The organism is Pseudomonas sp. zfem001, from assembly GCF_032621725.1.
Taxonomy (GTDB): Bacteria; Pseudomonadota; Gammaproteobacteria; order Pseudomonadales; family Pseudomonadaceae; genus Aquipseudomonas; species Aquipseudomonas sediminis.
In genome coordinates this window covers 386,401-409,919 of the sequence record NZ_JAVYJI010000003.1, presented here as the reverse complement: position 1 = coordinate 409,919, position 23,519 = coordinate 386,401, and the positions used below count along the sequence as shown (strand labels likewise).

General features: G+C 63.5%; 25 protein-coding genes. 17 read left to right on the top strand and 8 right to left on the bottom strand.

Going from position 1 to position 23,519, the window contains the following annotated elements:
* Positions 1-235 precede the first annotated feature (235 nt).
* The 9 genes from RTH74_RS14060 (at position 236) to RTH74_RS14020 (ending at position 7,804) form a co-directional block, all read left to right on the top strand.
* A complete protein-coding gene (locus tag RTH74_RS14060; protein WP_316915059.1) occupies positions 236-1,894 on the top strand; it encodes an OFA family MFS transporter in 1,659 nt (552 codons plus the stop codon).
* Between the two features lie 145 nt (positions 1,895-2,039).
* On the top strand, positions 2,040-2,633 hold the full coding sequence (gene hisB / locus RTH74_RS14055) for an imidazoleglycerol-phosphate dehydratase HisB (RefSeq protein WP_099526028.1): 594 nt from the start codon (positions 2,040-2,042) through the stop codon (positions 2,631-2,633).
* Entirely contained in the window at positions 2,634-3,272 is a 639-nt protein-coding gene (gene hisH / locus RTH74_RS14050) for an imidazole glycerol phosphate synthase subunit HisH (RefSeq protein WP_099526027.1), read from the top strand.
* Positions 3,272-3,526: a DUF2164 domain-containing protein gene (locus RTH74_RS14045; RefSeq protein WP_316915058.1), complete on the top strand. Its 255-nt coding sequence runs from the start codon at positions 3,272-3,274 to the stop codon at positions 3,524-3,526. Before hisH ends, RTH74_RS14045 begins: the two co-directional genes overlap by 1 nt.
* 37 nt (positions 3,527-3,563) lie before the next feature.
* The gene (hisA, locus tag RTH74_RS14040) at positions 3,564-4,301 is read left to right on the top strand and encodes a 1-(5-phosphoribosyl)-5-[(5-phosphoribosylamino)methylideneamino]imidazole-4-carboxamide isomerase (RefSeq protein ID WP_099526025.1); all 738 of its coding nucleotides are present in this window, start codon (positions 3,564-3,566) and stop codon (positions 4,299-4,301) included.
* A 72-nt stretch (positions 4,302-4,373) separates the two neighbouring features.
* Entirely contained in the window at positions 4,374-5,144 is a 771-nt protein-coding gene (gene hisF, locus RTH74_RS14035) for an imidazole glycerol phosphate synthase subunit HisF (protein WP_316915057.1), read from the top strand.
* Between the two features lie 196 nt (positions 5,145-5,340).
* Complete coding sequence (locus tag RTH74_RS14030; RefSeq protein WP_279922284.1) at positions 5,341-6,075, top strand: substrate-binding periplasmic protein; 735 nt, start codon at positions 5,341-5,343, stop codon at positions 6,073-6,075.
* An 84-nt stretch (positions 6,076-6,159) separates the two neighbouring features.
* On the top strand, positions 6,160-6,915 hold the full coding sequence (locus RTH74_RS14025) for a substrate-binding periplasmic protein (protein WP_099526022.1): 756 nt from the start codon (positions 6,160-6,162) through the stop codon (positions 6,913-6,915).
* Between the two features lie 133 nt (positions 6,916-7,048).
* Positions 7,049-7,804: a substrate-binding periplasmic protein gene (locus RTH74_RS14020; RefSeq protein WP_106733379.1), complete on the top strand. Its 756-nt coding sequence runs from the start codon at positions 7,049-7,051 to the stop codon at positions 7,802-7,804.
* A gap of 130 nt (positions 7,805-7,934) precedes the next feature.
* Here RTH74_RS14020 and RTH74_RS14015 read toward each other — a convergent pair whose 3' ends face one another.
* The 3 genes from RTH74_RS14015 to gpmI all read right to left on the bottom strand — a co-directional run bounded on the left by RTH74_RS14015 (position 7,935) and on the right by gpmI (position 12,188).
* Positions 7,935-9,251, bottom strand: a complete 1,317-nt coding sequence (locus RTH74_RS14015; protein WP_316915056.1) for a S41 family peptidase — start codon at positions 9,249-9,251, stop codon at positions 7,935-7,937.
* 46 nt (positions 9,252-9,297) lie between these two features.
* Entirely contained in the window at positions 9,298-10,548 is a 1,251-nt protein-coding gene (locus RTH74_RS14010) for a murein hydrolase activator EnvC family protein (RefSeq protein ID WP_099526019.1), read from the bottom strand.
* A 107-nt stretch (positions 10,549-10,655) separates the two neighbouring features.
* Positions 10,656-12,188 carry a 2,3-bisphosphoglycerate-independent phosphoglycerate mutase gene (gene gpmI, locus RTH74_RS14005; RefSeq protein ID WP_316915055.1) on the bottom strand — a complete coding sequence of 511 codons (1,533 nt, stop codon included), beginning with the start codon at positions 12,186-12,188 and terminating at the stop codon, positions 10,656-10,658.
* 147 nt (positions 12,189-12,335) lie between these two features.
* Here gpmI and RTH74_RS14000 point away from each other — a divergent pair, with 147 nt between their 5' ends.
* From RTH74_RS14000 to secB, 3 genes are read left to right on the top strand one after another with little or no spacing between them, the layout of a single operon-like run.
* On the top strand, positions 12,336-12,749 hold the full coding sequence (locus RTH74_RS14000; protein WP_316915054.1) for a rhodanese-like domain-containing protein: 414 nt from the start codon (positions 12,336-12,338) through the stop codon (positions 12,747-12,749).
* A gap of 1 nt (position 12,750) precedes the next feature.
* Positions 12,751-13,011 carry a glutaredoxin 3 gene (gene grxC, locus RTH74_RS13995; protein ID WP_037002286.1) on the top strand — a complete coding sequence of 87 codons (261 nt, stop codon included), beginning with the start codon at positions 12,751-12,753 and terminating at the stop codon, positions 13,009-13,011.
* Positions 13,012-13,039: 28 nt separating this feature from the next.
* Positions 13,040-13,525: a protein-export chaperone SecB gene (gene secB / locus RTH74_RS13990; RefSeq protein ID WP_125879760.1), complete on the top strand. Its 486-nt coding sequence runs from the start codon at positions 13,040-13,042 to the stop codon at positions 13,523-13,525.
* A 61-nt stretch (positions 13,526-13,586) separates the two neighbouring features.
* Here secB and trmL read toward each other — a convergent pair whose 3' ends face one another.
* Positions 13,587-14,051 carry a tRNA (uridine(34)/cytosine(34)/5-carboxymethylaminomethyluridine(34)-2'-O)-methyltransferase TrmL gene (trmL, locus tag RTH74_RS13985; RefSeq protein WP_179543706.1) on the bottom strand — a complete coding sequence of 155 codons (465 nt, stop codon included), beginning with the start codon at positions 14,049-14,051 and terminating at the stop codon, positions 13,587-13,589.
* Between trmL and RTH74_RS13980 the strand changes: the two genes are divergently transcribed.
* Complete coding sequence (locus RTH74_RS13980; RefSeq protein WP_316915053.1) at positions 14,050-14,493, top strand: hypothetical protein; 444 nt, start codon at positions 14,050-14,052, stop codon at positions 14,491-14,493. The two genes, trmL and RTH74_RS13980, sit on opposite strands and share 2 nt — an antisense overlap.
* Before the next feature lie 325 nt (positions 14,494-14,818).
* Here RTH74_RS13980 and RTH74_RS13975 read toward each other — a convergent pair whose 3' ends face one another.
* Positions 14,819-17,197 (bottom strand): penicillin acylase family protein, encoded by a 2,379-nt coding sequence (locus RTH74_RS13975; protein ID WP_316915052.1) that lies wholly within the window; start codon positions 17,195-17,197, stop codon positions 14,819-14,821.
* Positions 17,198-17,316: 119 nt separating this feature from the next.
* Here RTH74_RS13975 and RTH74_RS13970 point away from each other — a divergent pair, with 119 nt between their 5' ends.
* Positions 17,317-18,345: an AraC family transcriptional regulator ligand-binding domain-containing protein gene (locus RTH74_RS13970; protein WP_316915051.1), complete on the top strand. Its 1,029-nt coding sequence runs from the start codon at positions 17,317-17,319 to the stop codon at positions 18,343-18,345.
* A 96-nt stretch (positions 18,346-18,441) separates the two neighbouring features.
* Here RTH74_RS13970 and RTH74_RS13965 read toward each other — a convergent pair whose 3' ends face one another.
* Positions 18,442-19,023, bottom strand: a complete 582-nt coding sequence (locus RTH74_RS13965) for a DUF6436 domain-containing protein (RefSeq protein WP_316915050.1) — start codon at positions 19,021-19,023, stop codon at positions 18,442-18,444.
* 125 nt (positions 19,024-19,148) lie between these two features.
* Here RTH74_RS13965 and RTH74_RS13960 point away from each other — a divergent pair, with 125 nt between their 5' ends.
* Positions 19,149-20,090, top strand: a complete 942-nt coding sequence (locus RTH74_RS13960) for an alpha/beta hydrolase (protein ID WP_316915049.1) — start codon at positions 19,149-19,151, stop codon at positions 20,088-20,090.
* Here RTH74_RS13960 and RTH74_RS13955 read toward each other — a convergent pair.
* The gene (locus RTH74_RS13955; RefSeq protein WP_099526009.1) at positions 20,087-20,854 is read right to left on the bottom strand and encodes a hypothetical protein; all 768 of its coding nucleotides are present in this window, start codon (positions 20,852-20,854) and stop codon (positions 20,087-20,089) included. The two genes, RTH74_RS13960 and RTH74_RS13955, sit on opposite strands and share 4 nt — an antisense overlap.
* A gap of 122 nt (positions 20,855-20,976) precedes the next feature.
* Here RTH74_RS13955 and RTH74_RS13950 point away from each other — a divergent pair, with 122 nt between their 5' ends.
* Complete coding sequence (locus RTH74_RS13950) at positions 20,977-21,600, top strand: 2OG-Fe(II) oxygenase (RefSeq protein ID WP_316915048.1); 624 nt, start codon at positions 20,977-20,979, stop codon at positions 21,598-21,600.
* A 28-nt stretch (positions 21,601-21,628) separates the two neighbouring features.
* Entirely contained in the window at positions 21,629-22,120 is a 492-nt protein-coding gene (locus RTH74_RS13945; RefSeq protein ID WP_316915047.1) for a DUF523 domain-containing protein, read from the top strand.
* 121 nt (positions 22,121-22,241) lie between these two features.
* Here the strand turns inward: RTH74_RS13945 and serA are convergent, their stop codons facing one another.
* Complete coding sequence (gene serA, locus RTH74_RS13940) at positions 22,242-23,471, bottom strand: phosphoglycerate dehydrogenase (protein WP_099526006.1); 1,230 nt, start codon at positions 23,469-23,471, stop codon at positions 22,242-22,244.
* Between the last annotated feature and the right edge of the window lie 48 nt (positions 23,472-23,519).

Here is a 23,519-nt window from a genome sequence, read left to right as displayed (position 1 = left end):
TTCCCCGAAGCTGCGGCCTGCAACGGACCAGTGTGTGTATCGACGCCATCTATCATGCAATAGATGAGGCCTTTTGGGTTTTTGCGAAAAAAACAATAAATCTGCATGTTTTGATAAAAATTGACTTCTTGCGCGGCGATTTGTCGCGCCCTGGTGCTACTCTCCGCAAGCTTTTGCCTCGTCGAGCTGACGCTATTGCCCTTGCTTGCTCGTAACCATAAGAAGAGACCTACCTATGACTGACGCCTTTGCATTGGATGGTGCTGCTGCGAAGCCGGCATTCCTGTCCAAGGAACGCATCATCGCGCGCCCCGGTTTCAACCGTTGGCTGGTTCCGCCAGCCGCTCTCGCCATTCACCTGTGTATCGGCATGGCCTACGGCTTCTCGGTATTCTGGCTGCCGCTCTCCAAGGCGGTCGGTATCACCGCTGCCACGGCTTGTGCCCCGGAAATGGGCTTCTTCGAGCAGATCTTCGCCAGCAACTGCGACTGGCAGATCTCCATGCTCGGCTGGATCTACACCCTGTTCTTCGTTTTCCTCGGCTGCTCGGCTGCCATCTGGGGTGGCTGGCTGGAGCACGCTGGCCCGCGCAAGGCGGGTGTGGTTTCCGCGCTGTGCTGGTGCGGCGGTCTGCTGATTTCCGCGCTGGGTATCTATACCCATCAGATCTGGCTGCTATGGCTGGGCTCGGGGGTAATCGGCGGTATCGGCTTGGGCCTGGGCTACATCTCGCCAGTATCGACCCTGATCAAGTGGTTCCCGGACAAGCGTGGCATGGCCACCGGCATGGCGATCATGGGCTTCGGTGGTGGTGCGATGGTCGGGGCACCGCTGGCGGCAATCCTGATGAATCACTTCGCCTCGGCTGAAGGCGTTGGCGTGTGGCAGAGCTTCGTGGTCATGGCGGTGATCTACTTCATCTTCATGATGGGCGGCGCGCTGTCCTACCGCGTACCGCCGACCGGCTGGAAGCCGGCAGGCTGGACCGCGCCGGCAGCCAAGGCCAACAATGCGATGATCACCAAGGGGCACGTACACGTTAATACCGCGTGGAAGACTCCGCAGTTCTGGCTGGTCTGGGCTGTGCTGTGCCTGAACGTGTCGGCGGGTATCGGCATCATCGGCATGGCCTCGCCGCTGCTGCAGGAAGTTTTCGCCGGCAAGCTGATCGGTATCGATCTGGCATTCAACGAGCTGAATGCCGCGCAACTGGCCGAGATCGCCGCGATTGCCGCCGGCTTCACCGGTCTGCTCAGTCTGTTCAACATCGGCGGCCGCTTCTTCTGGGCCTCCTGCTCGGACTTCATCGGCCGCAAGGGCACCTACTTCGTGTTCTTCGGCCTGGGCTTCGCGCTCTACGCCGCGGTACCGATGCTGGGTCACCTGGGCAGCCTGGCGCTGTTCGTGCTGGCGTTCTGCATCATCCTGTCGATGTACGGCGGTGGTTTTGCCACCGTGCCGGCTTACCTGGCTGACCTGTTCGGCACGCAGATGGTCGGCGCGATCCACGGTCGCCTGCTGACTGCCTGGGCCGTTGCAGGTGTGCTCGGTCCGGTGCTGGTCAACTACCTGCGCGAGTACCAGCTGAGCATCGGTGTGGAGAAGGCCGCGGCCTACGACATCACCCTGTACATCCTCGCCGGCTTGCTGGTGCTGGGCTTCATCTGCAACGCCCTGGTACGTCCGGTGGCGCCGAAGTACTTCATGACCGAGGCCGAGCTGGCCGCCGAGCGCGCCCATGGCGAGAAATCGGCACCGGCAGCGAGCGAGCTGGAGTGGTCGGCTGACCCGTCGACCAAGCCGGTGGCAGTCGCCGCCTGGCTGGTGGTGGGTATTCCGCTGGCCTGGGGTGTGTGGATCACCCTGCAGAAGACCGTCGTGCTGTTCCAGTAACGTCGTGCTTGTGAAAAGCCCGTGCAGGCCTGGCGCCTGCGCGGGCTTTTTCGTTTCTGCCCGTCCGACCATCGCCGGTAGCCGTTGCCGCCCCGGCACGCCTATAATGCTGGCCTTTTTCCGTTAGTAATTCGTGGAGCTGGTGATGGCCGAACGTACGGCATTCGTCGAGCGCAACACCCTGGAAACCCAGGTCAAGGTCTCGATCAACCTGGATGGCACCGGCAAGGCCAAGTTTGACATTGGTGTGCCTTTTCTCGAGCACATGCTCGACCAGATCGCCCGTCATGGTCTGATCGACCTCGATATCGAGTGCAAGGGCGATCTGCATATCGACGACCACCACACCGTCGAGGACGTCGGCATTACCCTCGGCCAGGCCTTTACCAAGGCCATTGGCGACAAGAAGGGCATGACCCGTTACGGCCATTCCTACGTGCCGCTGGACGAAGCGCTGTCGCGCGTGGTGATCGACTTCTCCGGGCGTCCGGGCCTGCAGATGCACGTGCCGTTCACCCGCGCGGTGGTTGGCAACTTCGATGTCGATCTGTTCCAGGAGTTCTTCCAGGGCTTCGTCAACCACGCCCTGGTCAGCCTGCACATCGACAACCTGCGTGGGCACAACACCCACCACCAGATCGAGACCGTGTTCAAGGCCTTCGGCCGCGCGTTGCGCATGGCTGTCGAGCTGGACCCGCGCATGGCCGGGCAGATGCCGTCGACCAAGGGCTGCCTGTAAATGCAGACGGTAGCCGTAATCGACTATGGCATGGGCAACCTGCACTCGGTGGCCAAGGCGCTGGAGCATGTCGGCGCTGGCCGCGTGCTGGTGACGTCCGATGCCAAGGTGATCCGCGAAGCAGACCGCGTGGTGTTCCCCGGTGTCGGCGCGATCCGCGACTGCATGGCCGAGATCAAACGCCTGGGCTTCGATGAGCTGGTGCGTGAAGTCAGTGCCGACCGCCCGTTCCTCGGCATCTGCGTCGGCATGCAGGCGCTGCTCGAGCGCAGCGAGGAGAACGACGGCGTCGATTGCATCGGCCTGTTTCCCGGCCAGGTACGCTTCTTCGGCAAGGACCTGGCCGAGGAAGGCGAGCGCCTGAAGGTGCCGCACATGGGCTGGAACGAAGTGGCGCAGGCGGTCAAGCATCCGCTGTGGCACGACATTCCCGACCACGCGCGCTTCTACTTCGTGCACAGCTATTACATCGAAGCCGGCAAGCCGCAGCAGGTGGTCGGTCGCGGTCACTATGGCAAGGACTTCGCCGCCGCGTTGGCCGAAGGCTCGCGCTTCGCCGTGCAGTTCCACCCGGAGAAGAGCCATACCCACGGCCTGCAGTTGCTGCAGAACTTCGCCGCCTGGGATGGTCGCTGGTAATGGCTCGCGCCAAGGTCCCCGTTCTCGCGCTCGAGCCTGCCCAGGAGCAGGCCGCGCTGCTGATGTTGCAGCGCTTTCTCGATGAGCGTTTCGAGCTGCAGCTGGGCACCTTCGAAGTGCAGGAAGTCCTCGACCAGATCACTCGCGAGCTGGCGCCGCACTATTACAACAAGGCGATTCTCGATGTGCAGGCGCACCTGAAAGACAGGTTCGAAAGCATCGAGAGCGACCTCTGGGCGCTCGAGAAGAGCTGAGCGCCATACCGAATTCAAACTTGAGCAGGTTCAACCGATGCTGATTATCCCCGCTATCGATCTCAAGGACGGCGCTTGCGTGCGTCTGCGTCAGGGCCGTATGGAAGACTCCACTGTGTTCTCCGATGATCCGGTGAGCATGGCCGCCAAGTGGGTCGAGGGCGGTTGCCGCCGTCTGCACCTGGTCGATCTCAACGGCGCCTTCGAAGGCCAGCCGGTCAATGGTGAAGTGGTCACCGCCATCGCCAAGCGCTATCCGACCCTGCCGATCCAGATCGGCGGCGGCATCCGCACCCTGGAGACCATCGAGCACTATGTGCGCGCCGGCGTCAGTTACGTGATCATCGGCACCAAGGCCGTCAAAGAGCCCGAGTTCGTCGCCGAGGCGTGCAAGGCGTTCCCTGGCAAGGTCATCGTAGGCCTGGATGCGAAAGATGGTTTCGTCGCCACCGACGGCTGGGCGGAAGTGTCCAGTGTGCAGGCGACCGACCTGGCCAAGCGCTTCGAGGCTGACGGTGTGTCCGCCATCGTTTATACCGACATCGCCAAAGACGGCATGATGCAAGGCTGCAACGTCGAAGCCACTGCTGCACTGGCTGCCGCCAGCCGCATCCCTGTGATCGCTTCCGGTGGTATCCACAACCTCGGCGATATCGAGAAGCTGCTGCTGGCGCGTTCGCCCGGCATCATCGGCGCCATCACTGGCCGTGCCATCTACGAAGGCACCCTGGATGTGGCCGAGGCGCAGGCCTTCTGCGACAACTTCAAGGGTTAATGGGCAGGGTGCGCAGTGCGCACCGCTGACGGTTCATTGGTGCGCGCGGCGCACCCTACGAGAGAAGTCGAAATGGCATTGGCCAAACGCATCATTCCTTGCCTGGACGTGGACAACGGTCGCGTGGTCAAGGGCGTCAAGTTCGAGAACATCCGCGATGCCGGTGACCCGGTGGAAATCGCTCGTCGCTACGATGAGCAGGGCGCGGATGAGATTACCTTCCTCGACATCACCGCCAGCGTCGATGGCCGTGACACCACCCTGCACACCGTCGAGCGCATGGCCAGCCAGGTGTTCATCCCGCTGACCGTCGGTGGCGGCGTGCGCACCGTGCAGGACATTCGCAATCTGCTCAATGCCGGTGCCGACAAGGTATCGATCAACACTGCCGCCGTATTCAACCCTGAGTTCGTCGGTGAAGCCGCTGCACGTTTCGGCTCGCAGTGCATCGTCGTCGCCATCGACGCCAAGCGTGTTTCCGCGCCGGGCGAGCCGGGCCGCTGGGAAATCTTCACCCATGGCGGGCGCAAACCGACCGGCCTGGATGCCGTGGTGTGGGCGCGCAAGATGGAAGAGCTGGGCGCCGGTGAGATCCTGCTCACCAGCATGGATCAGGACGGCGTCAAGAGCGGCTACGACCTGGGCGTGACCCGCGCCATCAGTGAGGCCGTGCGCGTGCCGGTGATCGCCTCTGGTGGCGTCGGCAACCTGCAGCACCTGGCCGATGGCATCCTCGAAGGCAAGGCCGATGCCGTGCTGGCCGCAAGCATCTTCCATTTCGGCGAGTACACCGTGCCGGAAGCCAAGGCCTACCTGGCCAGTCGCGGTATCGTGGTGCGCTGATCTGTAGGCGCTCGGGCCGCAAGCGGCTCTGAGCGCCACGTATCGCCCGAATGACGCTGCTTTCGGGCAAAGCTGCGGGCGAGTCGACGGCAAAGTGCCAGCGATCTGGCTACCATTGACCTCACATCCCTGAATCCTTGGCTCCCGCTATTGCGGAGGGTCATCTTTTGCTGAACATTTTCGACACGGAGTCTGCATGTTCCTTCTTCGATTCGTGACCATCCTGGCCCTTACCTGCGGTCTGAGCCTTGCGCGCGCAGAGTCGCTGGTGCTGCTCACTGAGAACCTGCCGCCGTTCAACATGTCGGTTGGTGGCAACAACTTCGCGCGTGATGACAACGTTACCGGTATCAGTGCCGATATCCTGCGCGCCGTCTGCGAGCGAGCCGAAGTCGATTGCAAACTGATCCTGCGCTTCCCCTGGCAGCGCGTTTACCAGCAGACCCTGGATGATGCCGGCTATGGCCTGTTCTCGACGGCGCGCACGGCTGAGCGTGAAAAGCTGTTCAAGTGGGTCGGGCCGATCGCGAGCAACGATTGGGTGCTATTCGCCAAGGGTGATAGCGCCATCCAGTTGGGCTCGCTGGAGGATGCCCGGCGTTACCGCATTGGTGGCTACAAGGGCGATGCCAAGACTCGTTTTTTGCTCGACAAGGGCATAGAGGTGCAAACGGCGCTGCGTGATACCGAGAACGTGCGCAAGCTGGAGCGCGGGCAGATCGATCTGTGGGTCACTTCTGATCAGGCGGGGCGTTTCGTCGCGCGCCAGGAAGGCGTGGAGAACCTCAAGATGGTGCAGAAGCTGCACACTGCCGATCTCTACCTGGCGCTCAACCTGCAGACCTCTGACGAGCTGGTGCAGAAGTTGCAAAGTGCACTGGATTCGCTGCGAGCCGAGGGTGCGCTGAAGAATATCGAGGCGCGCTACTGAGGCAAACTGCCAGTAATCGCTGGGCCGGGGAGGGCACGGCGGTTATCCTGATGCGGTCTGCCTTTTCACAGAAAGAGAAATGTCATGTTCAAACGTCTGCTGACCGCGTTCGCTGGCACCCTTATGGTGCTCGCTGGTGCGGTGCGCGCCGAAGTGGACCCGAACTACACCGTGGTCCTGCTGACCGAGAACTTCCCGCCCTACAACATGGCGATCAACGGTAAGAACTTCGCTCAGGAAGACAATATCGACGGCATTGCCGCGGATGTGGTCAGAGAGATGTTCAAGCGTGCCGGGATCAAGTACAACCTGACCCTGCGTTTCCCCTGGGATCGCATCTACAAGCTGGCGCTGGAAAAACCGGGTTATGGCGTGTTCGTTACCGCGCGCCTGCCGGAGCGTGAGCAACTGTTCAAATGGGTTGGCCCTATCGGTCCTGACGACTGGGTACTGCTGGCCAAGGCTGACAGCTCGATCAATCTGACCAGCCTGGATGAGGCCAAGCAGTATCGCATCGGTGCCTATAAAGGCGATGCCATCTCCGAATACCTGACCGACAAGGGCGTGGAGCACAGCACCTCGTTGCGTGACCAGGAAAATGCACGCAAGCTGGTGGCCGGGCAAATCGACCTCTGGGCCACGGGCGATCCTGCTGGCCGCTACCTGGCCAAGCAAGAAGGTGTCTCCGGTCTGCGCACGGTGTTGCGCTTCGACAGCGCCGAGTTGTACCTGGCGCTGAACAAGGAAATGCCTGACGAGATCGTCGCCAAGCTGCAGGCGGCGCTGGATCAGATGCGCAGTGAAGGCTTCGTCGACGCGACGCTGAACAACTACCTGTAAGCACCGAACACGCGACCGGCCACGAGCCGGTCGCTTGCCATGGATGGCAGAGCCACTGAGTGCCAATGATCGGGCTCGGGCCCATGCAAGGATGTCGCTAGCCATAACCAAAATCATGCGAGCGGTACGTCTTATGCTGAATACTCTGAAGAAAAGCCTGTTTGTCGCCTTGTTCATGCTCTGCGGTTCCGCGCACGCGGAGTTGCCGCAGGATTACAAGGTGGTGCTGCTGACCGAGAATTTCCCGCCCTTCAACATGGCGGTGGACGACAAGAACTTCGCCCGTGACGACGGCATCGACGGCATCAGCGCCGACATCGTGCGTGAGATGTTCAAGCGTGCCGGCATTGGCTACACCCTGACCCTGCGTTTCCCCTGGGACCGCCTGTATCGCCTGACGCTGGACAAACCCAACTACGGCCTGTTCTCCACCACCTACACCGAGGAGCGCAAGCCGCTGTTCAAGTGGGTTGGCCCGCTGGCCAAGACCGGTTGGGTGCTGCTCGCCGCGCCGGGTAACGACATCAAGGTGTCGAGTCTGCAGGACGCGGCCAAGTATCGTATCGGTGCCTACAAGAACGATGCCGTCAGCCAGAACCTGGAGAGCCAGGGCCTGGCGCCGATCAACGCCCTGCGTGATCAGGAGAACGTGAAGAAGCTGGTGCGTGGGCAAATCGACTTGTGGGCCACTACCGACCCGGTTGGCCGTTATCTGGCCAAGCAGGAAGACGTCACCGGCCTCAATACCGTGCTGCGTTTCAGGGAGGCCGAGCTGTATCTGGCCCTGAACAAAGACACCCCGGACGAGGTGGTCGAGCGTCTGCAGAAGGCGTTGGACGAGCTGCGCAGCGAAGGCTTCATCGACGATATTACCGAGAACTATCTGTAACCTCTGTGGCTCTAGAGCTCCGACCCTGGCGTCGGGCTCGGTGCGCATAGCGCACCCTACGAGGTGTGTAAGTCGCAGCAAAGCAAAAGCCCGGACAGTTGTCCGGGCTTTTTCGTATTGCCGTATCGTCTCAGTTGCCGCGTGTGACGCTCAGCCCCTTGAGCAGGTTCAGCGCCTGGCTCAGCTGGTAGTCGTCGTCCTGCGGACGCTCGGTGCGTGCGGCCTGGGCGGCCTTGCTCGGGCGATCCGCGCCGCCGTTGCCATTGCCCAGATGGCCCTGCAGATCCGCTTCCTTGATGCCTTCACTGTCCTGCTCGCGGGTGAGCTTGGCGCGTGCCACTTCGATGTCAGGGATGATGCCCTGGGCCTGGATCGAGCGGCCGTTGGGGGTGAAGTACAGCGCCGTGGTGAGCTTCAGGGCGCGATCGTTGTTCAGCGGTAGCACGGTCTGCACCGAGCCCTTGCCGAAGCTGTCGGTGCCCATCAGTACCGCGCGCTTATGGTCCTGCAGGGCGCCAGCGACGATTTCCGAGGCCGACGCACTGCCGCCGTTGATCAGCACCACCAGTGGTACACCTTCGCTGGCATCGGCCGGGTCGGCGTTGAAACGCAGTTCGGAGTTGGCCAGGCGACCTTCGGTGTAGACGATCAGGCCGCTCTTGAGGAAGTGGTCGGTCACTTCTACGGCTGCCTGCAGCACACCGCCCGGGTTGTTGCGCAGGTCCATGACCAGGCCGCGCAGCTTCTTGTTGCCGTTTTCCTGGCGCAGTTTGGTCAGCGCCTTGCCCACTTCCTCGCCGGTGTTGACCTGGAATTGCGAGATGCGCAGATAGCCGTAGCCGTCTTCGAGCATCTGGCTCTTCACGCTGCGCACCTTGATCACCGCACGGGTCAGGGTCAGGTCGAACGGGCGACCGCCGTCACGCACCAGGGTCAGCTCGATCTTGCTGCCGGCCTTGCCGCGCATCTTGTCCACGGCTTCCATCATCGACAGGCCCTTGGTCGGCTGGCCGTCGATCTTGACGATCAGGTCGCCAGGCTGGATGCCGGCTTTCGAGGCGGGCGTGTCGTCGATGGGTGAAACCACCTTGACGAAGCCGTCCTCCATGCCGACCTCGATGCCCAGGCCGCCGAATTCACCGCTGGTGCTTTCCTGCAGCTCGGCGAAGGCTTCCGGCTCGAGGTAGGCCGAATGCGGGTCGAGGTTGCTGAGCATGCCCTTGATGGCATTTTCCAGCAGGGTCTTGTCGCTGACTGGCTCGACGTAAGCGGCCTTGATGCGGTCCATAACCTCGGCGAAGGTACGCAGATCATCCAGCGGCAGAGGGGCCTTGCCGCTCGCCGCCTGTGCTGGCGCGGGGGCAGGCTCGGCGGCGTGCAGGGCTGGAGCGCCGAGCAGCAGCCCGAGGGCCAGGGCCAGGCAGGTGGGGCGGAAGCGATGAGACATGAAAAAACTCCTAAATGGATGAGGCGCTATCAGGCTCTCGGCCTGATTATCCCTGCGCGCGGCACCACTGTGCCGGATCACTCGGACGACCGTTCTGGCGAATGGCGAAGTACAGTGCCGATGTTTCCTGACCACCGCTGCTACCAACGGTGGCGATGGGCTCGCCGGCTTTGACCACATCTCCGGCACTCTTGAGCAGGTTCTGGTTGTGGCCATATAGGCTCAGATAACCATTGCCATGGTCGAGAATGACCAACAGACCGGCGCCACGCAACCAGTCGGCGAATACCACTCGACCACCATGCACGGCGCGTACCTGGCTGCCGGCGGGTGCGCCGATCAGCACGCCGTCCCATTTAGTACGAGCGTCGCCGCCACGTGGGGTTCCGTAGCGTGCTACCAATCGGCCATCGACGGGCCACGGCAGCTTGCCGCGTGCACTGGCGAAAGGTCCGCCGTAGATAGCGCCGGACGTCACCAACGGACCGCTTGGTTGGCTGCTCTGCTGTCTGCCAGGCCGCGCCTGCTCTGCCTGCTGCGCTGCCAGGGCGCGCTTGCGCGCTTCCTCGGCTTCACGCGCCTGGCGGGCCAGGGTTTCCTCGATGGTCTTCAGTACACGGCCCAGTTCGGCCTGCTCCTGCTGGCGCGCCTTGAGTCGCTGGTCGCGGGTGGCGAAGTCGCTGTTTAGCTTGGCCAGGGCCTGCTGGCGCTCCTTGCGCGCCTCGGCAAGCTTGGCGTGACGTTCGTCCAGGCCGGCCTTCTGCGCCTGCAACTGGGCCTGATGGCTAGTGATTTCCTGCTCGACGTTGGCCAGCTGGCGCAGAGTCTCGTTGAATGCTGCGAGCTGCTCGAGGCGAGCCTGACTGAGGTAGTCGTAATAGGTGAGGGTGCGCGAGAATTTTTCCGGGTTCTGCTGGTTGAGCAGCAGCTTGACGTACTCCTGGCGGCCGCTCTGATAGGCGGCGCGGGCCTGGATGGCGATCAGCCGCTGCTGTTCAGTGCGCGCGCCCTGGAGTTTTTTTTTCTCCTGATCCAGGCGCTGGATTTCTTGCTCGCTGCCCTTGAGCTCGCGCTGCAGTTCCTTGACCTGACCTTCCAGGTCGCCCATCTCGGTCTCGGTCTTCTTCAACTGCTGCTGCACACCGGATTTTTCCTGCTGCAGTTTTTTCAGCAGTTTCTGCAACTCGGCCACGTCCTGGCGTGCTGCTTCCAGCTGGCGCTGGGTATCGGCACGCTCGTCGGCGATGGCCGGAGCGATCAGGCTGCTGAGCAGAATCAGGACAAGGATGCGAAGCATGGGCGAGGCGACACCGGAGGGCGAATTGAGGCCTAGTATGCCCGCGCTGCCGGGCAAAAAAAACGCCCCAGGCCTGATGGCGCGGGGCGTTTCTTGTTTTCTGTCGATTACTGCAGCTCGACGATAGTCTTGCCGGTCATTTCGGCCGGTTTTTCGATGCCCATCAGCTTGAGCAGGGTTGGCGCCACGTCGGCCAGTACACCGCCTTCGCGGATGCGTGCCGGACGTTCGCCGACGTAGATGAATGGCACCGGCTCGCAGGTATGCGCAGTGTGCGCCTGGCCGGTGCACTCGTCTTCCATCTGCTCGACGTTGCCGTGATCGGCGGTGATCAGCGCTTCGCCGCCGACCTTCGCCAGCGCCTCGGTGATGCGGCCGACGCAGCTGTCGAGGGTTTCCACAGCCTTGACTGCTGCCTCGAACACACCGGTATGGCCGACCATGTCGCCATTGGCGTAGTTGACGATGATCACGTCATAGCGCTGATTTTCGATCGCATCGACGATCTTGTCGGTGACTGCCGGCGCGCTCATTTCTGGCAGCAGGTCGTAGGTGGCGACGTTCGGCGACGGAATCAGAATGCGCTCTTCACCCTCGAACGGTTCTTCGCGGCCGCCGGAGAAGAAGAAGGTGACGTGGGCGTATTTCTCGGTCTCGGCGATGCGCAGTTGGGTCTTGCCGTTCTTCGCCAGGTATTCGCCGAGCACGTTGGTCAGCGCTTCCGGAGCGAAGGCGCTGGGCGCTTTGATGCTCGCCGCGTACTGGGTGAGCATGACGAAACCGACCTGCGGCGCGCGTTTGCGTTCGAACTCCTTGAAGCCGGGCTCGACGAAGGCGCGAGTCAGTTCGCGGGCACGGTCGGCGCGGAAGTTCATGAACACCACGGCGTCACCGTCCTCGACCTGCACCGGCGTGCCGATGGTGGTGGCCTTGACGAACTCGTCGCTCTCGCCGCGCTCATAGGCGGCCTGCAGGCCTTCAACGGCAGTGGCGGTGTTGAACTGGCCAGCGCCGTCGACGATCAGCTCGTAGGCTTGCTGCACGCGATCCCAGCGGTTGTCGCGGTCCATGGCGAAGTAGCGGCCGGTGAGGCTGGCGATGCGGCCTTTGCCGAGGCGGGCGAAGGCGGCGTCGAGCAATTCGATGGATGGCTGCGCGCTTTTCGGTGGGGTGTCGCGGCCATCCAGGAAGGCGTGCAGGTAGATCTTCTCGGCGCCGCGCTTGGCGGCCAGTTCGGCCATGGCGACGATATGATCCTGGTGGCTGTGCACGCCGCCATCGGAGAGCAGGCCGAGGATGTGCACGGCCTTGCCGGCGGCCACGGCGTTGTCCACGGCCTGGTTGATCGTGGCGTTGTCGAAGAACTCACCGTCACGGATCGCCTTGGTCACGCGGGTGAAGTCCTGGTACACCACGCGGCCAGCGCCGAGGTTCATGTGGCCGACTTCGGAGTTGCCCATCTGCCCGTCCGGCAGGCCGACGTCCATGCCGCTGCCGGAGATCAGGCCGTGCGGGTAGGTGGCGCGCAGGCGGTCGTACACCGGCGTGTTGGCAGCGTAGATGGCGTTGTACTCGGGTTTGTCGCTGTGACCGAAGCCGTCGAGGATGATCAGAACCAAGGGTTTTGGCGTGGCACTCATTAAACTGGCTCGCTCTGCGTCTGAGGGGGCAATGGAACAGCCCGGCATTTTAGGGCCAAGCGCCTGGCGCGTCACTGCCAGACGGGGTTTGGCCGACCTGTGGGCCTGTGTATACTGGCCGGCATTTTACCGTCCTGGGCCATATAGATGTTCGCCAACCTGATTGAATTCATCATCAACCACTACGTACTGAGTGGAATGTTCGCCGTTCTGCTGGTGTTGCTGATCGTCACCGAAATGCGCAAGGGCGGGCAGAGCCTGTCGAGCCGCGAGCTCACTGCGCTGGTCAACAGTGACAAGGGCATGGTGCTCGACGTGCGTGCGCAGAAGGATTTCTCCGCCGGCCATATCGTCGACTCCCTGCACATCCCCTACGACAAGGTGGTAGCACGCATCGCCGAGCTGGAGAAGCACAAGGCCAAGACCATCGTCGTGGTCGACGCCATGGGCCAGCACGCTGGCAGCATTGCCCGCGAACTGAAGAAGGCCGGTTTTACCGCTGCCAAGCTGTCTGGTGGTATCGCCACCTGGCGTGGCGACAACCTGCCGCTGGTGAAGTGATATGGCCAGCGTGGTCGTCTACTCCAGCGATTGGTGCCCCTACTGCATGCGTGCCAAGCAACTGCTGGCCAGCAAAGGGGTGGACTTCGAGGAAATCCGCGTCGACGGCCAGCCGGCCATCCGCGCGGAGATGACCCGCAAGGCCGGGCGCACCTCGGTGCCGCAAATCTGGATCGGCAGCACCCACGTGGGTGGCTGTGACGACCTCTATGCCCTGGAGCGCGCCGGCAAGCTCGATGCGCTGCTGCAGAGCCCCGCTTGAAACCTCAACGTTAAGGAAGGCAAACGCCATGACCGAGCAAGCCAACAGCGGCGCAGCCGCTGACGAATCGCAGAATCCGCAATTCTCCCTGCAGCGCATCTACGTCAAGGACCTGTCCTTCGAAGCGCCGAAGAGCCCGGAAATCTTCCGCCAGGAGTGGACGCCGAGCGTTGGCCTGGACCTGAACACCCGCCAGAAAGCGCTGGAAGGCGACTTCCACGAAGTGGTGCTGACCCTGTCGGTGACCGTGAAGAATGGCGAAGAAGTCGCTTTCATCGCTGAAGTGCAGCAGGCTGGCATCTTCCTGATCAAAGGCCTCGACGCTGCCTCGATGAGCCACACCCTCGGTGCGTTCTGCCCGAACATCCTGTTCCCTTACGCTCGCGAAGCGCTGGACAGCCTGGTGACCCGTGGCTCGTTCCCGGCGCTGATGCTGTCGCCGGTGAACTTCGACGCACTGTACGCCCAGGAGCTGCAGCGCATGCAGCAAGCCGGCGAAACCACCGCTCACTAAGTGCGGCTCGGTTGCATGAAAAAGCGCCCTTCGGGGCGCTTTTTTGTGTCCGCTCGCGGCCTTAGTCGGCGCCAGCGAAGCCGTTCTGCCGCCAGGCTTCGTAAACGGTGACGGCCACGGTATTGGATAGATTCAGACTGCGGCAACCGGCGCGCATGGGCAGGCGTACGCGCTGTTCGGGTGGCAGGGCGTTGCGCACCTCTTCTGGCAGGCCACGGCTTTCCGGGCCGAACAGGAAGGCGTCGCCGGGCTGGTAGGCGATCTCGTGGAACGGTTGCGAACCCTTGGTGGTGAAGGCGAACAGGCGCGGCTGGCCGAGGCTTTCGAGGCAACTCTGCAGGTCCGGGTGGCGCTTGAGCGTGGCGTATTCGTGATAATCCAGGCCGGCGCGGCGCAGGCGCTTGTCGTCCAGCTCGAAGCCCAGCGGCTCGATCAGATGCAGCTGGCAGCCGCTGTTGGCGCACAGCCTGATAATGTTGCCGGTATTGGGCGGAATTTCCGGTTGAAAGAGGATGACGTGGAACATGCAACACTCCGAGCGCTGGGACGAGCGCCATTCTACGCCGCCTGAAGATCCACGGCCGCGTTTGCGCTGGCGTTTCATGGCATCGGTGATGCTGATCGCCTTTCTCGTCGGCATGATGATTGGCCGGGTGTTCGATCCACCGCGTCTGCGTATCGAGGATGCCGAGGCCTGGGAGCAGGGATTGCAGCTCTGGTTCAACCGTGAGCCGGTGGGCCAGGCCGAGCATGTTGATGGCGCTCTGGTGTATCGCTACGAAGATGCCTACGGGAAAGTGCGCGAGGGGCAACTGAAGCTGCCGCTGGGCCTGGTGAACTGGCGCGTGGAGCGCGACGGGCGGGATCTGCTGCTGGTGCTGGTATCGCCCCGTCCGCTAGACGGGGAGTGGCGCGGTGCGCAAGAGGATGGACGTTGGCGTGCACGACTGGCACTGCGTCCCAAATAAAGAAGGGGATTCCCCGGCCTGCCTGTACCAAGGTCCCCGAAACGGGTGGCGCCGCGCTCGTTGGCCGAGCAATGGCGCGTTACACATGACGCGCGGTGGCGTCGAATAAAGAAGGGGATTCCCCGGCCTGCCTGTACCAAGGTCCCCGAAACTGGGATTGCCTTAGCCTATGCAGGGCGTGTGCCAGTTTTATTACCAGCGCCGCAAGTCGCGGTTTTTCGGGGTTGAGGCCCGCAGGCGAGGGCCTGCGGCGCCATTTTCAGCGCCGCTGTGCACCAGCGTGCAGCGTGATGCACCGTTGGCGCACCACGCTGTGTTCCCGCTGTTAGCGCGGCAGGAGCTGCAGGGTGGCCTGACTGTTGGCTTTGACGTCGTCGTCGCTCAGGTGCTGTGGCTGATACTCGCCAGTTACGTGGGCGGTCGCCTGATCGCCATAGTGGGCATCGAAAGGCACGCCGCTCTGGCCAACAGGAATACCACCCAGGGCCTTGTCGGCGTCACCCAGGTCGACCAGACGCCGGGTCGAGGGGCCGTAAACCACCGGCCAGGGCGCCGGCCCTACCTTGTGCGACAGGTTGTTCGGCGTCTCATGGCCGCCCGGTGCGGCCAGCGGGCCAACATTCAGTAGCCAGGCCAGTGGCTGCTGTTGGCCAAGCGGGTGACTATGGGTAAGGGTATGACCACGGCCCCAGCTCCAGGCTGCGGGATCATCGCCGAGAACGCTGCGCAGGTGGTCCAGGCTGGCACGCCAGGCGTCGGCGACGATCTGCGCGCGGCTCTCGCGTTGCTCGCTGCCCTGGCGATTCCACCAGGGTGAATCGGCATTGGCGGTCAGGCGCGGCAGGGCCGTGTCGAGCACGCGGGTCTGCAGCAGGCTGTCGAAGAACACCTCGCCCAGCTCGTCGGCCATGGCTTCGTGGGCAAGCTGATAGGTCAGCTGGTTGAACAGGGTGGCGGCCACGGAGTCGAGCTCGTGGTCGCCATTCCACTTGGCCAGTTGCTCCACCAGTGCGCGCTCCTCATCGTTCGCCGCTGCTGCGCGCAGCTCGTCGAGGATCGGCACCAGCAAGCGCGGACCATAGCCGGTACCAGGATCGAGCTGCAGCGCCTGGCTGTTCTGCGTGTCCCATTTCACCGAGGCATCGTTCAGGCGCTGGTTGAGGCGCTGACCGCGGTCCGGCAGGTTGTAGTAACCGGGAATCTCGATGCCGCTGGCCGGCACGGGCTGGTAGTTGGCCGAGAGTATATAGCCGCGCTCGGGGTTCTCTTCCTGCGGGTTGGCGCTGAAGGGGTGATAGCCGAGTTTGTCCGCTTCAGCGCTGGCGCCATCGAGGATGAAGGTCGGGTTGACGCCATCCGGGCGCAGCGGCAGCTTGGCCGCGGCCCACCAGGCGATGTCACCGCTGGCGCTGGCCCAGAGCACGTTGAGGCCGGGGGCCTCGATCTTCTCGACGGCGGCGCGGGCCTTGTCCAGGCTATCGGCGCGGCCCAACTGGTAGAAAGCGTCGAGCATCGGGTTATCGGTTTCGAGGAAGGCCCACCACATGGCGATCGGCGTGCTGCCGCTGGTCTGGCCCAGGGCGTCGTTGATGATCGGCCCGTGCGGTGAGCGGCGCAGGGTGATCTGCACTGGTTCGGCGCCCTTGACCTTGATGCTCTCCGTACGTTGTTCGAGGTCGACCCAGTTGCCCTGGTACCAGACCTGGTTGGGGTTGTCCGGATTGGTGCGCTCGGCGATCAGGTCGAGGTCGTCGTTCTGGAACATGGTCAGGCTCCAGGCGAAGTCACGATTGTGGCCAAGCATGGCGCTGGGAATCAGTGCGTGGTGGTAGCCATATAGCTCGTAACCGGGCGCCTGCAGGTGCGCTTCGTACCAGACGGCCGGCAGCGAGAAGCGAATGTGCGGGTCGCCCGCCAGCAGCGGTTTGCCACTGGCGGTGCGGCTGCCGGATATCACCCAGGCGTTACTGCCTTCGAACTGCGGCAGACCGGTGCCCTCCAGCGCGCTGCTGCTGAGTTGGGCGAGGGCGGAAAGATCCTGCCAGTCGCCGGCAGCCAGGGAAGTGCCAAGCACGCCCTGCGGATGCCAGTCTAGGTCGAACAGCTTGAGATAGTCCGCGCCCAGCTCGTCGCGGATATGGGTCATCAGCGGTTCGGTGCGCAGGGCCGCGGCGAAGCTGTAGGCCATGTAACCGGCGACGCTGAGCGTATCGGCTGCGGTGAACGGGCGTGGCTCGATACCCAGCAGGTCGAACTCTAGTGGCCGTGGGCGGTTGGCCTGGTACTGGTTGACCCCTTCCAGATAGTGATTCAGCGCCTGGGTGGACGGGCTGTTGGGATCCAGCCGAGCGGCATAGGCGTCGGCATGACGGCCGATTTCCAAAGTGCGGAACAGACGGTCAGTGGGCACCAGCTTTTCGCCGAGCACTTCGGCCAGTTCACCGCGCGCCAGACGCCGCAGCAGCTCCATCTGGAACAGACGATCCTGGGCGTGCACGAAACCCAGAGCGCGGTACATGTCCGCCTCGCTCTCGGCGCGGATGTGCGGCACGCCGCGTTCGTCGTAGTCGACCGTGACCGGCGCCTGCAGGGCGGCGAGCACCAACTCGCCATCGCGCTGCGGTTGCTTGTCGTGCAGGTACCAGGTCAGGCCGCCTGCTGCGGCGGCAACCAGCAGGGCAAGGGCGGTCAGGGAGCGTTTCATCCGGCGATCCTTATTGTTGTGGGGCAAGCGTGCGAGCATTTTGCGCGGGCGTCCTGGCGTCGGCATTGACCATATGCCTCGATGCTGAAAGTCTATGGTCAAAGATCGCTGGAATCCCCATGCCCGATAACGCCTTCGTCGCCCTCACGCATTCTTCGACCTTGCGCCGCCTGCTCTACGAGGCGTTGGCCGCGTTGGGGTTCGACCCGACCGACACCTACCGCCGCGCCTACGCCGGCGTGGCGCTGGCGGCACCGCTGCTGGAGGCGCGAGAGGAGCACGACAACGCGCCGCGCTTCTGGCAGGCGCTGGAGGGTATCAGCGGGGATGTCGACATCGGCCTGCACCTGGGTGAGGTGATGCAGCCACGGCCGATGGACGTGGTCAGCTACCTGCTGTTGGCGGCGCGTGATCTGCGCCAGGGCCTGCAGGCTTTCGTGCGCTTCCAGCACATCCTCTCAGGCGGTTTTGCCGCACGGCTGGAGGAGCAGGGCGATGAAGCGCGGCTGGTGATCGACCTCAACTACCGCGAGGTTGGCTCGTTGCGTCAGCAGATGGAATGTCTGGCCGTGCTGCTGAGCAAGATGCTGGCGTCCGCAGGCGGCGAGCTGCCGCTGTTGGGAGTGGAGTTTCGCCATCGTGCGCCGCGCAAACTTGCCGAGCATCGTCGCCTGCTCGGTGTCGAGCCGCGTTTCTCGCGGCCTCACGACGTGCTGATCCTGCCGCGGGCGCTGCTCTCGCGGCCCTCGCGCAGTGCCAGTCCGCGGCTGTTCGAGGTGCTCAGTGAGGAAGCCGAGAAGCAGTTGGCCGGTTTGGTGGAAAACCAGTTGCTGGTGCGGGTGCGCTATTGGCTGGAGGTCAACCTGGGCACTGCTACCTGTAGCCTCGAGGCCTGTGCGCTCGCTCTGGGCAGCAATCGCAGCGCCTTGCAGCGCTCATTGAGCGAGCAGGGCAGTAGCTTCCGTGCATTGCACGATGAAGTGCGGCGTTTACGCGCCTTGCGCCTGCTGGATCAGGGACTGGGCGTACGAGAAGTGGCGCGGGCCTGCGGCTTTGCCGAACTGTCGCCGTTCTATCGAGCGTTTCGCCGCTGGCAGGGCGGCACGCCGCGCGGTCTGGTGTCGCGTCACGGATCGACTGGCGAGTGAAGAGCGTTTGTAGAGTGGGTTACGCCGCGTCAAGCAGGGCTAATCGGCCGGTAAACGCGGCAGGCGGTTAACCCAACCTACGTTGCTCGGGCCTCGTCAGTTGCTGGTCGGCGCGGCCCATTCGCAGAAGCAGCCCACCGCCAGGGTATTGCTGGCATTCACCTTGCGCCCAGCCGAGAGCGCTTCGAGTATGGGTTCGATGAAGCTGTTGCTCGAGTTGCAGACCAGGCCTTCGCTATAGGGGCCGAAGTAGGCCAGCTGGCCCTGTTTGTCCCAGATCGCCACGGCAGGACTGGCCGGCAGGTTGGCGCTGCCGGGCAGCTCGTCGATGGGCTGTAGCGCGGCCAGTTCGGCGGGCAGACGGCCCTGGCTGCCGGGCTTCTGGACGACGTGAAATTGCACGCCTTGTGGCGTGTAGTGTTCGATCAGCTCGGCCAGGTGCTGCTGGTTGCCGACATTGCATGGGCAGGCCGGGTCCCAGAAATGCACCAGGCGGATCGCACCGGGGCCGCTCAGCTCGGCGGGCAATTGCAGTTCGGCGCCGGAGAACACCGCCGCGCGTTCATCGAAGGTGCGCAGATAACGCGTTTCGAACCAGCGGTAGGCCAGCACCATGCCGGCCAGCCAGACCAGGGCGAGCAGAGTGATGAGCAGGTTCTTGCGTGACAGGCGGGGCATGGCGCGGGCCGGGGGTAAAAAGGGCGTGTAGCTTGCCACGATGCGTCGGGCAGCTGAATATCGCAGCATTCGAGACGATGGCGCCGGTATCGACCGCGCGCCTCGCGCAACTTATGGAAAGCCCTATGTCAGAGCCGTTTCAGCCCGATCAATTGCGCCCCCTGCTGCGACCCTTGGCCGCAGCGCGTCTGGACTTGCCGGCGCTGCAGGCGTACCGCAGCTTCTACGGTTTTGACCTGGCTGCGCGTTTTGCCGGGTTGGACAACCGCCTCGGCAGCTTCAATGCCGCCGGCTACCAGATCGCCGTGCAGCTGTGGGCGCCAGCCGAGCCGCGCGGCACGCTGCTGCTGTTGCACGGCTATTACGACCATATGGGCTTGTATCGGCATGTGGTCGACTGGGCGCTGAGCATGAACTTCGCCGTGCTCGCCTGCGACCTGCCGGGGCACGGACTGTCCAGCGGCGCGCGCGCCAGCATCGGTGACTTTGCCGAATATCAGCAGGTGCTGGGCGGCTTGTTCGAGCAGGCCAGCGAGCTGGGGCTGCCGCAGCCCTGGCACCTGTGCGGGCAGAGCACCGGCGGGGCGATCTTGCTGGATTATCTGCTCGCGGACGGCAAGCGGCCGGAGCTGGGGCAGAGCATTCTCCTGGCGCCGCTGGTGCGACCGCGTGCCTGGGGCTGGTCGAAACTCAGCTATCGGGTGCTCAGCCGGTTCGTTCGGGAAATTCCACGGCGCTTCAGCGATAACTCCAGCGATGCCACCTTCATCGATTTCGTACACAACCTCGACCCCCTGCAGCCACGCAGTTTGCCCACGGCCTGGGTTGGAGCGTTGGCCAAGTGGGTGCCACATATCGAGGCGGCCGGGCGCAGCGCGCACAGCCCGTTGATCATTCAGGGTGAGGCGGACATGACGGTGGACTGGCGCTACAACCTTGAGGTGCTGCAGAGCAAGTTCAATCAGCCGCAGATCTTGCGCCTGACAGAGGCACGTCACCATCTGGCCAATGAGAACGAGGGGCTGCGCCAGCAGTACTTCGATTTCCTGCGCGAGCGCCTGGCTTAGATGCCCTGCGGCGCTGGCGCAAGCTCGTTGGTACTCATGCCCACGGCGAGGCCGGCCCGCAGCGCCTGCAGGGCCGCCTGGTAATAGGCTTTGCCCGCATCCGACTGGGCGAATTCGACGAACTGCTCCAGCTCGGGGTCGCTCAATTCGCGGTAGACATGCAGCAGGGTGTTGTCGAGGTCCTGTTCGATCTGCGTCATCAGGCGTTCGCGCTGGCCATTGAGCAGCCCCTGGGCCTGGCCGCCACCAAGCAGGCCGGGAAGCATCTGGCTGAGGCTGTCGGCCGCCACGCCGGCCAGCGCCAGGCTGACTTCGGCGCCGGCTTCCTTGGCTGGCAGTGCCTGCGCCAGATGGCGAATCAGCAGGCGTCGGGTGGCATCCGCGTCGGTGCGCGGCAGGCCATTCTCGTACTTGGCCAACTGGTCGCGACGCGTGGCCAGCGTTTCGGCGGCGACGATCTTGCGCCCCAGTTCGGATTCGAAGAAGGCCAGCGCCGGCTGCGGGTCGGCCAGTTCCATGCCCAGGCTGTGCTGCGCGCGTTGGTCGATGGCGGCAGCGGCGAAGCGACGATTGCTGTTATCCACCAGGGCCTGGAACACCGCCGGTGGCAGGGTGCTGCGGTAGCGCTGCTGAGCGGCATCGAGTGCCTGGTTGAAATGTTCGCGCTGTTGCGGCCAACCGGCAGCCTGATACAGGCGCAGGTGGTCGTCTGCCAGGGCCGGCAAGGTCAGGCCAATCAGCAACAGGGCAAACAGAACGCGCATCGAGAACTCCTTGGCAAACTTTCCTGGCCGGCCGCAGGGTGCTGCGGCCCGCTATTTTCGGTGGCTGAAAGGGGCTTGTCGAGCTATGTCTAGCGGCTAGCCGGCGCTGTACAATCGCCGCCATGACCGAACCCCGCCCGCAAGACCTCTTCTCCGGCCTTATCGACGACCTTGCCAGCCAGGGCTGGTCGCAACGGGCGCTGTTCGCCCCAGAAGTTCTGACCCGCGAACTGGCCGCCGAGTGCCGCACACGTGCGCGCAATGGCGAACTCAATGCCGCCAGCGTTGGTCGTGGGGGTGCGCAGCAGATACAGGAAGGGATTCGCGGTGATCGCATTCAATGGCTGGAGCCTGGTCAGAACCAGGCCTGTGACCAGTACCTGCAACTGATGGATGGCCTGCGGCAGGCCCTGAACCAGGAGCTGTTTCTGGGACTGGAGGACTACGAGTGCCATTTCGCCTGCTACGAGCCAGGGGCATTCTACCGACGCCATCTCGACCGCTTTCGCGATGACGATCGCCGCGCGGTGTCGGCGGTGCTCTATCTGAACGACAGCTGGCAGGCCGAGCAGGGTGGTGCATTGCGCCTGTATCTCAATGACGGCCGCGAGCATGACGTGTTGCCCCTGGCGGGCACGCTGGCACTGTTTCTGTCCGGGGACATGCCTCACGAAGTGCTGCCGGCCACCCGCGAACGGCTGTCGTTGACCGGCTGGTTTCGGCGTCGAGGTGACGCGCTACTCTGAGTCCTGCGCGCGGTCATGGAGAGAGCTGATGCATAAGATACTGGTCAGCCGCTGCCTGCTCGGGCATCGGGTGCGTTATGACGGTGGTGCTCACGGTCCCTTCGATCAGCTTCAGCAGTGGCTGGACGAGGGGCGGGTGGTGGCGCTGTGCCCGGAGGTGGCGGGCGGCCTGCCGACGCCACGTGCGCCTGCGGAGATAAGCGGTGGTCAGGGCAGTGCGGTGCTGGACGGGCGACTACCGGTGCTGACGATCGAGGGCGAAGACGTCACCGCCGCGTTCGTCGATGGCGCCGAACAGGCGCTGGTGCTGGTACGTGAGCACGGTATCCAGATCGCCCTGCTCAAGGCGCGCAGCCCTTCGTGCGGCAATCTGGAAAACTACGACGGCAGCTTCAGTGGTGTGCGGGTGTCGGGCGAGGGCGTGACAGCAGCCCTGCTGAAGCGAGCTGGGGTGAAGGTGTACAACGAAATGCAGTTGGACGAAGCGGCCGCCGAGTTGGCGCGGTTGGAGCGGGATTGAGGTAGCCCGGATGCAATCCGGGGCACGGTGGTGCGCGCGGCGCACCCTACGGAATGAGAAAGGGAGGCCGAAGCCTCCCTTTGTTCATTTCTGCATGCCGCCGACGCGCAGCAGCTCCGGCTTAGAACAGAACGCGGCTGCGGATCGTGCCATTGACGTGCTGCAGTTTCTCCAGAGCTAGGTCGGAGTACTCGGCGTCGACGTCGATCACCACGTAGCCGACCTTGTCGTTGGTCTGCAGGAACTGGCCGGAGATGTTGATGCCGTTGTCGGCGAACACCTTGTTGATCTCGCTCATCACGCCCGGCACGTTCTCGTGGATATGCAGCAGGCGGTGCTTGCCCGGGTGCGCCGGTAGGGCCACTTCCGGGAAGTTGACCGAGGACACCGAGGTACCGTTGTCGCTGTACTTGACCAGCTTCTCGGCCACTTCCAGGCCGATATTGGCCTGAGCTTCGGCGGTGGAACCACCGATGTGCGGGGTCAGGATCACGCGATCCAGGCCACGCAGCGGGCTCTCGAACTCTTCGTCGTTGGACTTGGGCTCGACCGGGAACACGTCGATGGCCGCGCCGATCAGGTGTTCGTCCTTGATCGCATTGGCCAGGTGGTCCAGCTCGACCACGGTGCCGCGTGCGGCGTTGATCAGGATGCCGCCCTTCTTCATTGCACGGATTTCCTTCTCGCCGATCATCCACTGGGTGGATGGCAGCTCAGGCACGTGCAGGGAGACGATGTCGCACAGACCCAGCAGATCGTACAGGTCGCCGATCTGCGTGGCGTTACCCAGCGGCAGCTTGGTCACAGTGTCGTAGAAGAACACTTGCATGCCGAGGGCCTCGGCCAGTACCGAGAGCTGGGTGCCGATGGAGCCGTAGCCGACGATACCCAGCTTCTTGCCGCGGATCTCGAAGGAGTTGGCCGCCGACTTGATCCAGCCGCCGCGGTGGCAGGAGGCGTTTTTCTCGGGAATGCCGCGCAGCAGCAGGATGGCCTGGGCCAGTACCAGCTCGGCCACCGAGCGTGTGTTGGAGTAGGGCGCGTTGAATACGGCGATACCGCGCTCGCGGGCGGCGTCCAGGTCGACCTGGTTGGTACCGATGCAGAAGCAACCGACGGCGACCAGCTTCTTCGCACAGTCGAAGACCTCGGCGGTCAGCTGGGTGCGCGAGCGAATACCAATGAAGTGCGCATCGGCGATCTTTTCTTTCAGCTCTTCGCCTGACAGCGCGCCCTTGAGGTACTCGATGTTGCTGTAGCCGGCGGCCTTCAGAGTGTCCACGGCATTCTGGTGGACGCCTTCGAGAAGAAGGAACTTGATCTTGCTCTTGTCGAGAGAGGTCTTGCTCATCGGAGTACCTGTTGTCCCAGGGATGTTTTCAGGGAAGGGCTGAGAAGC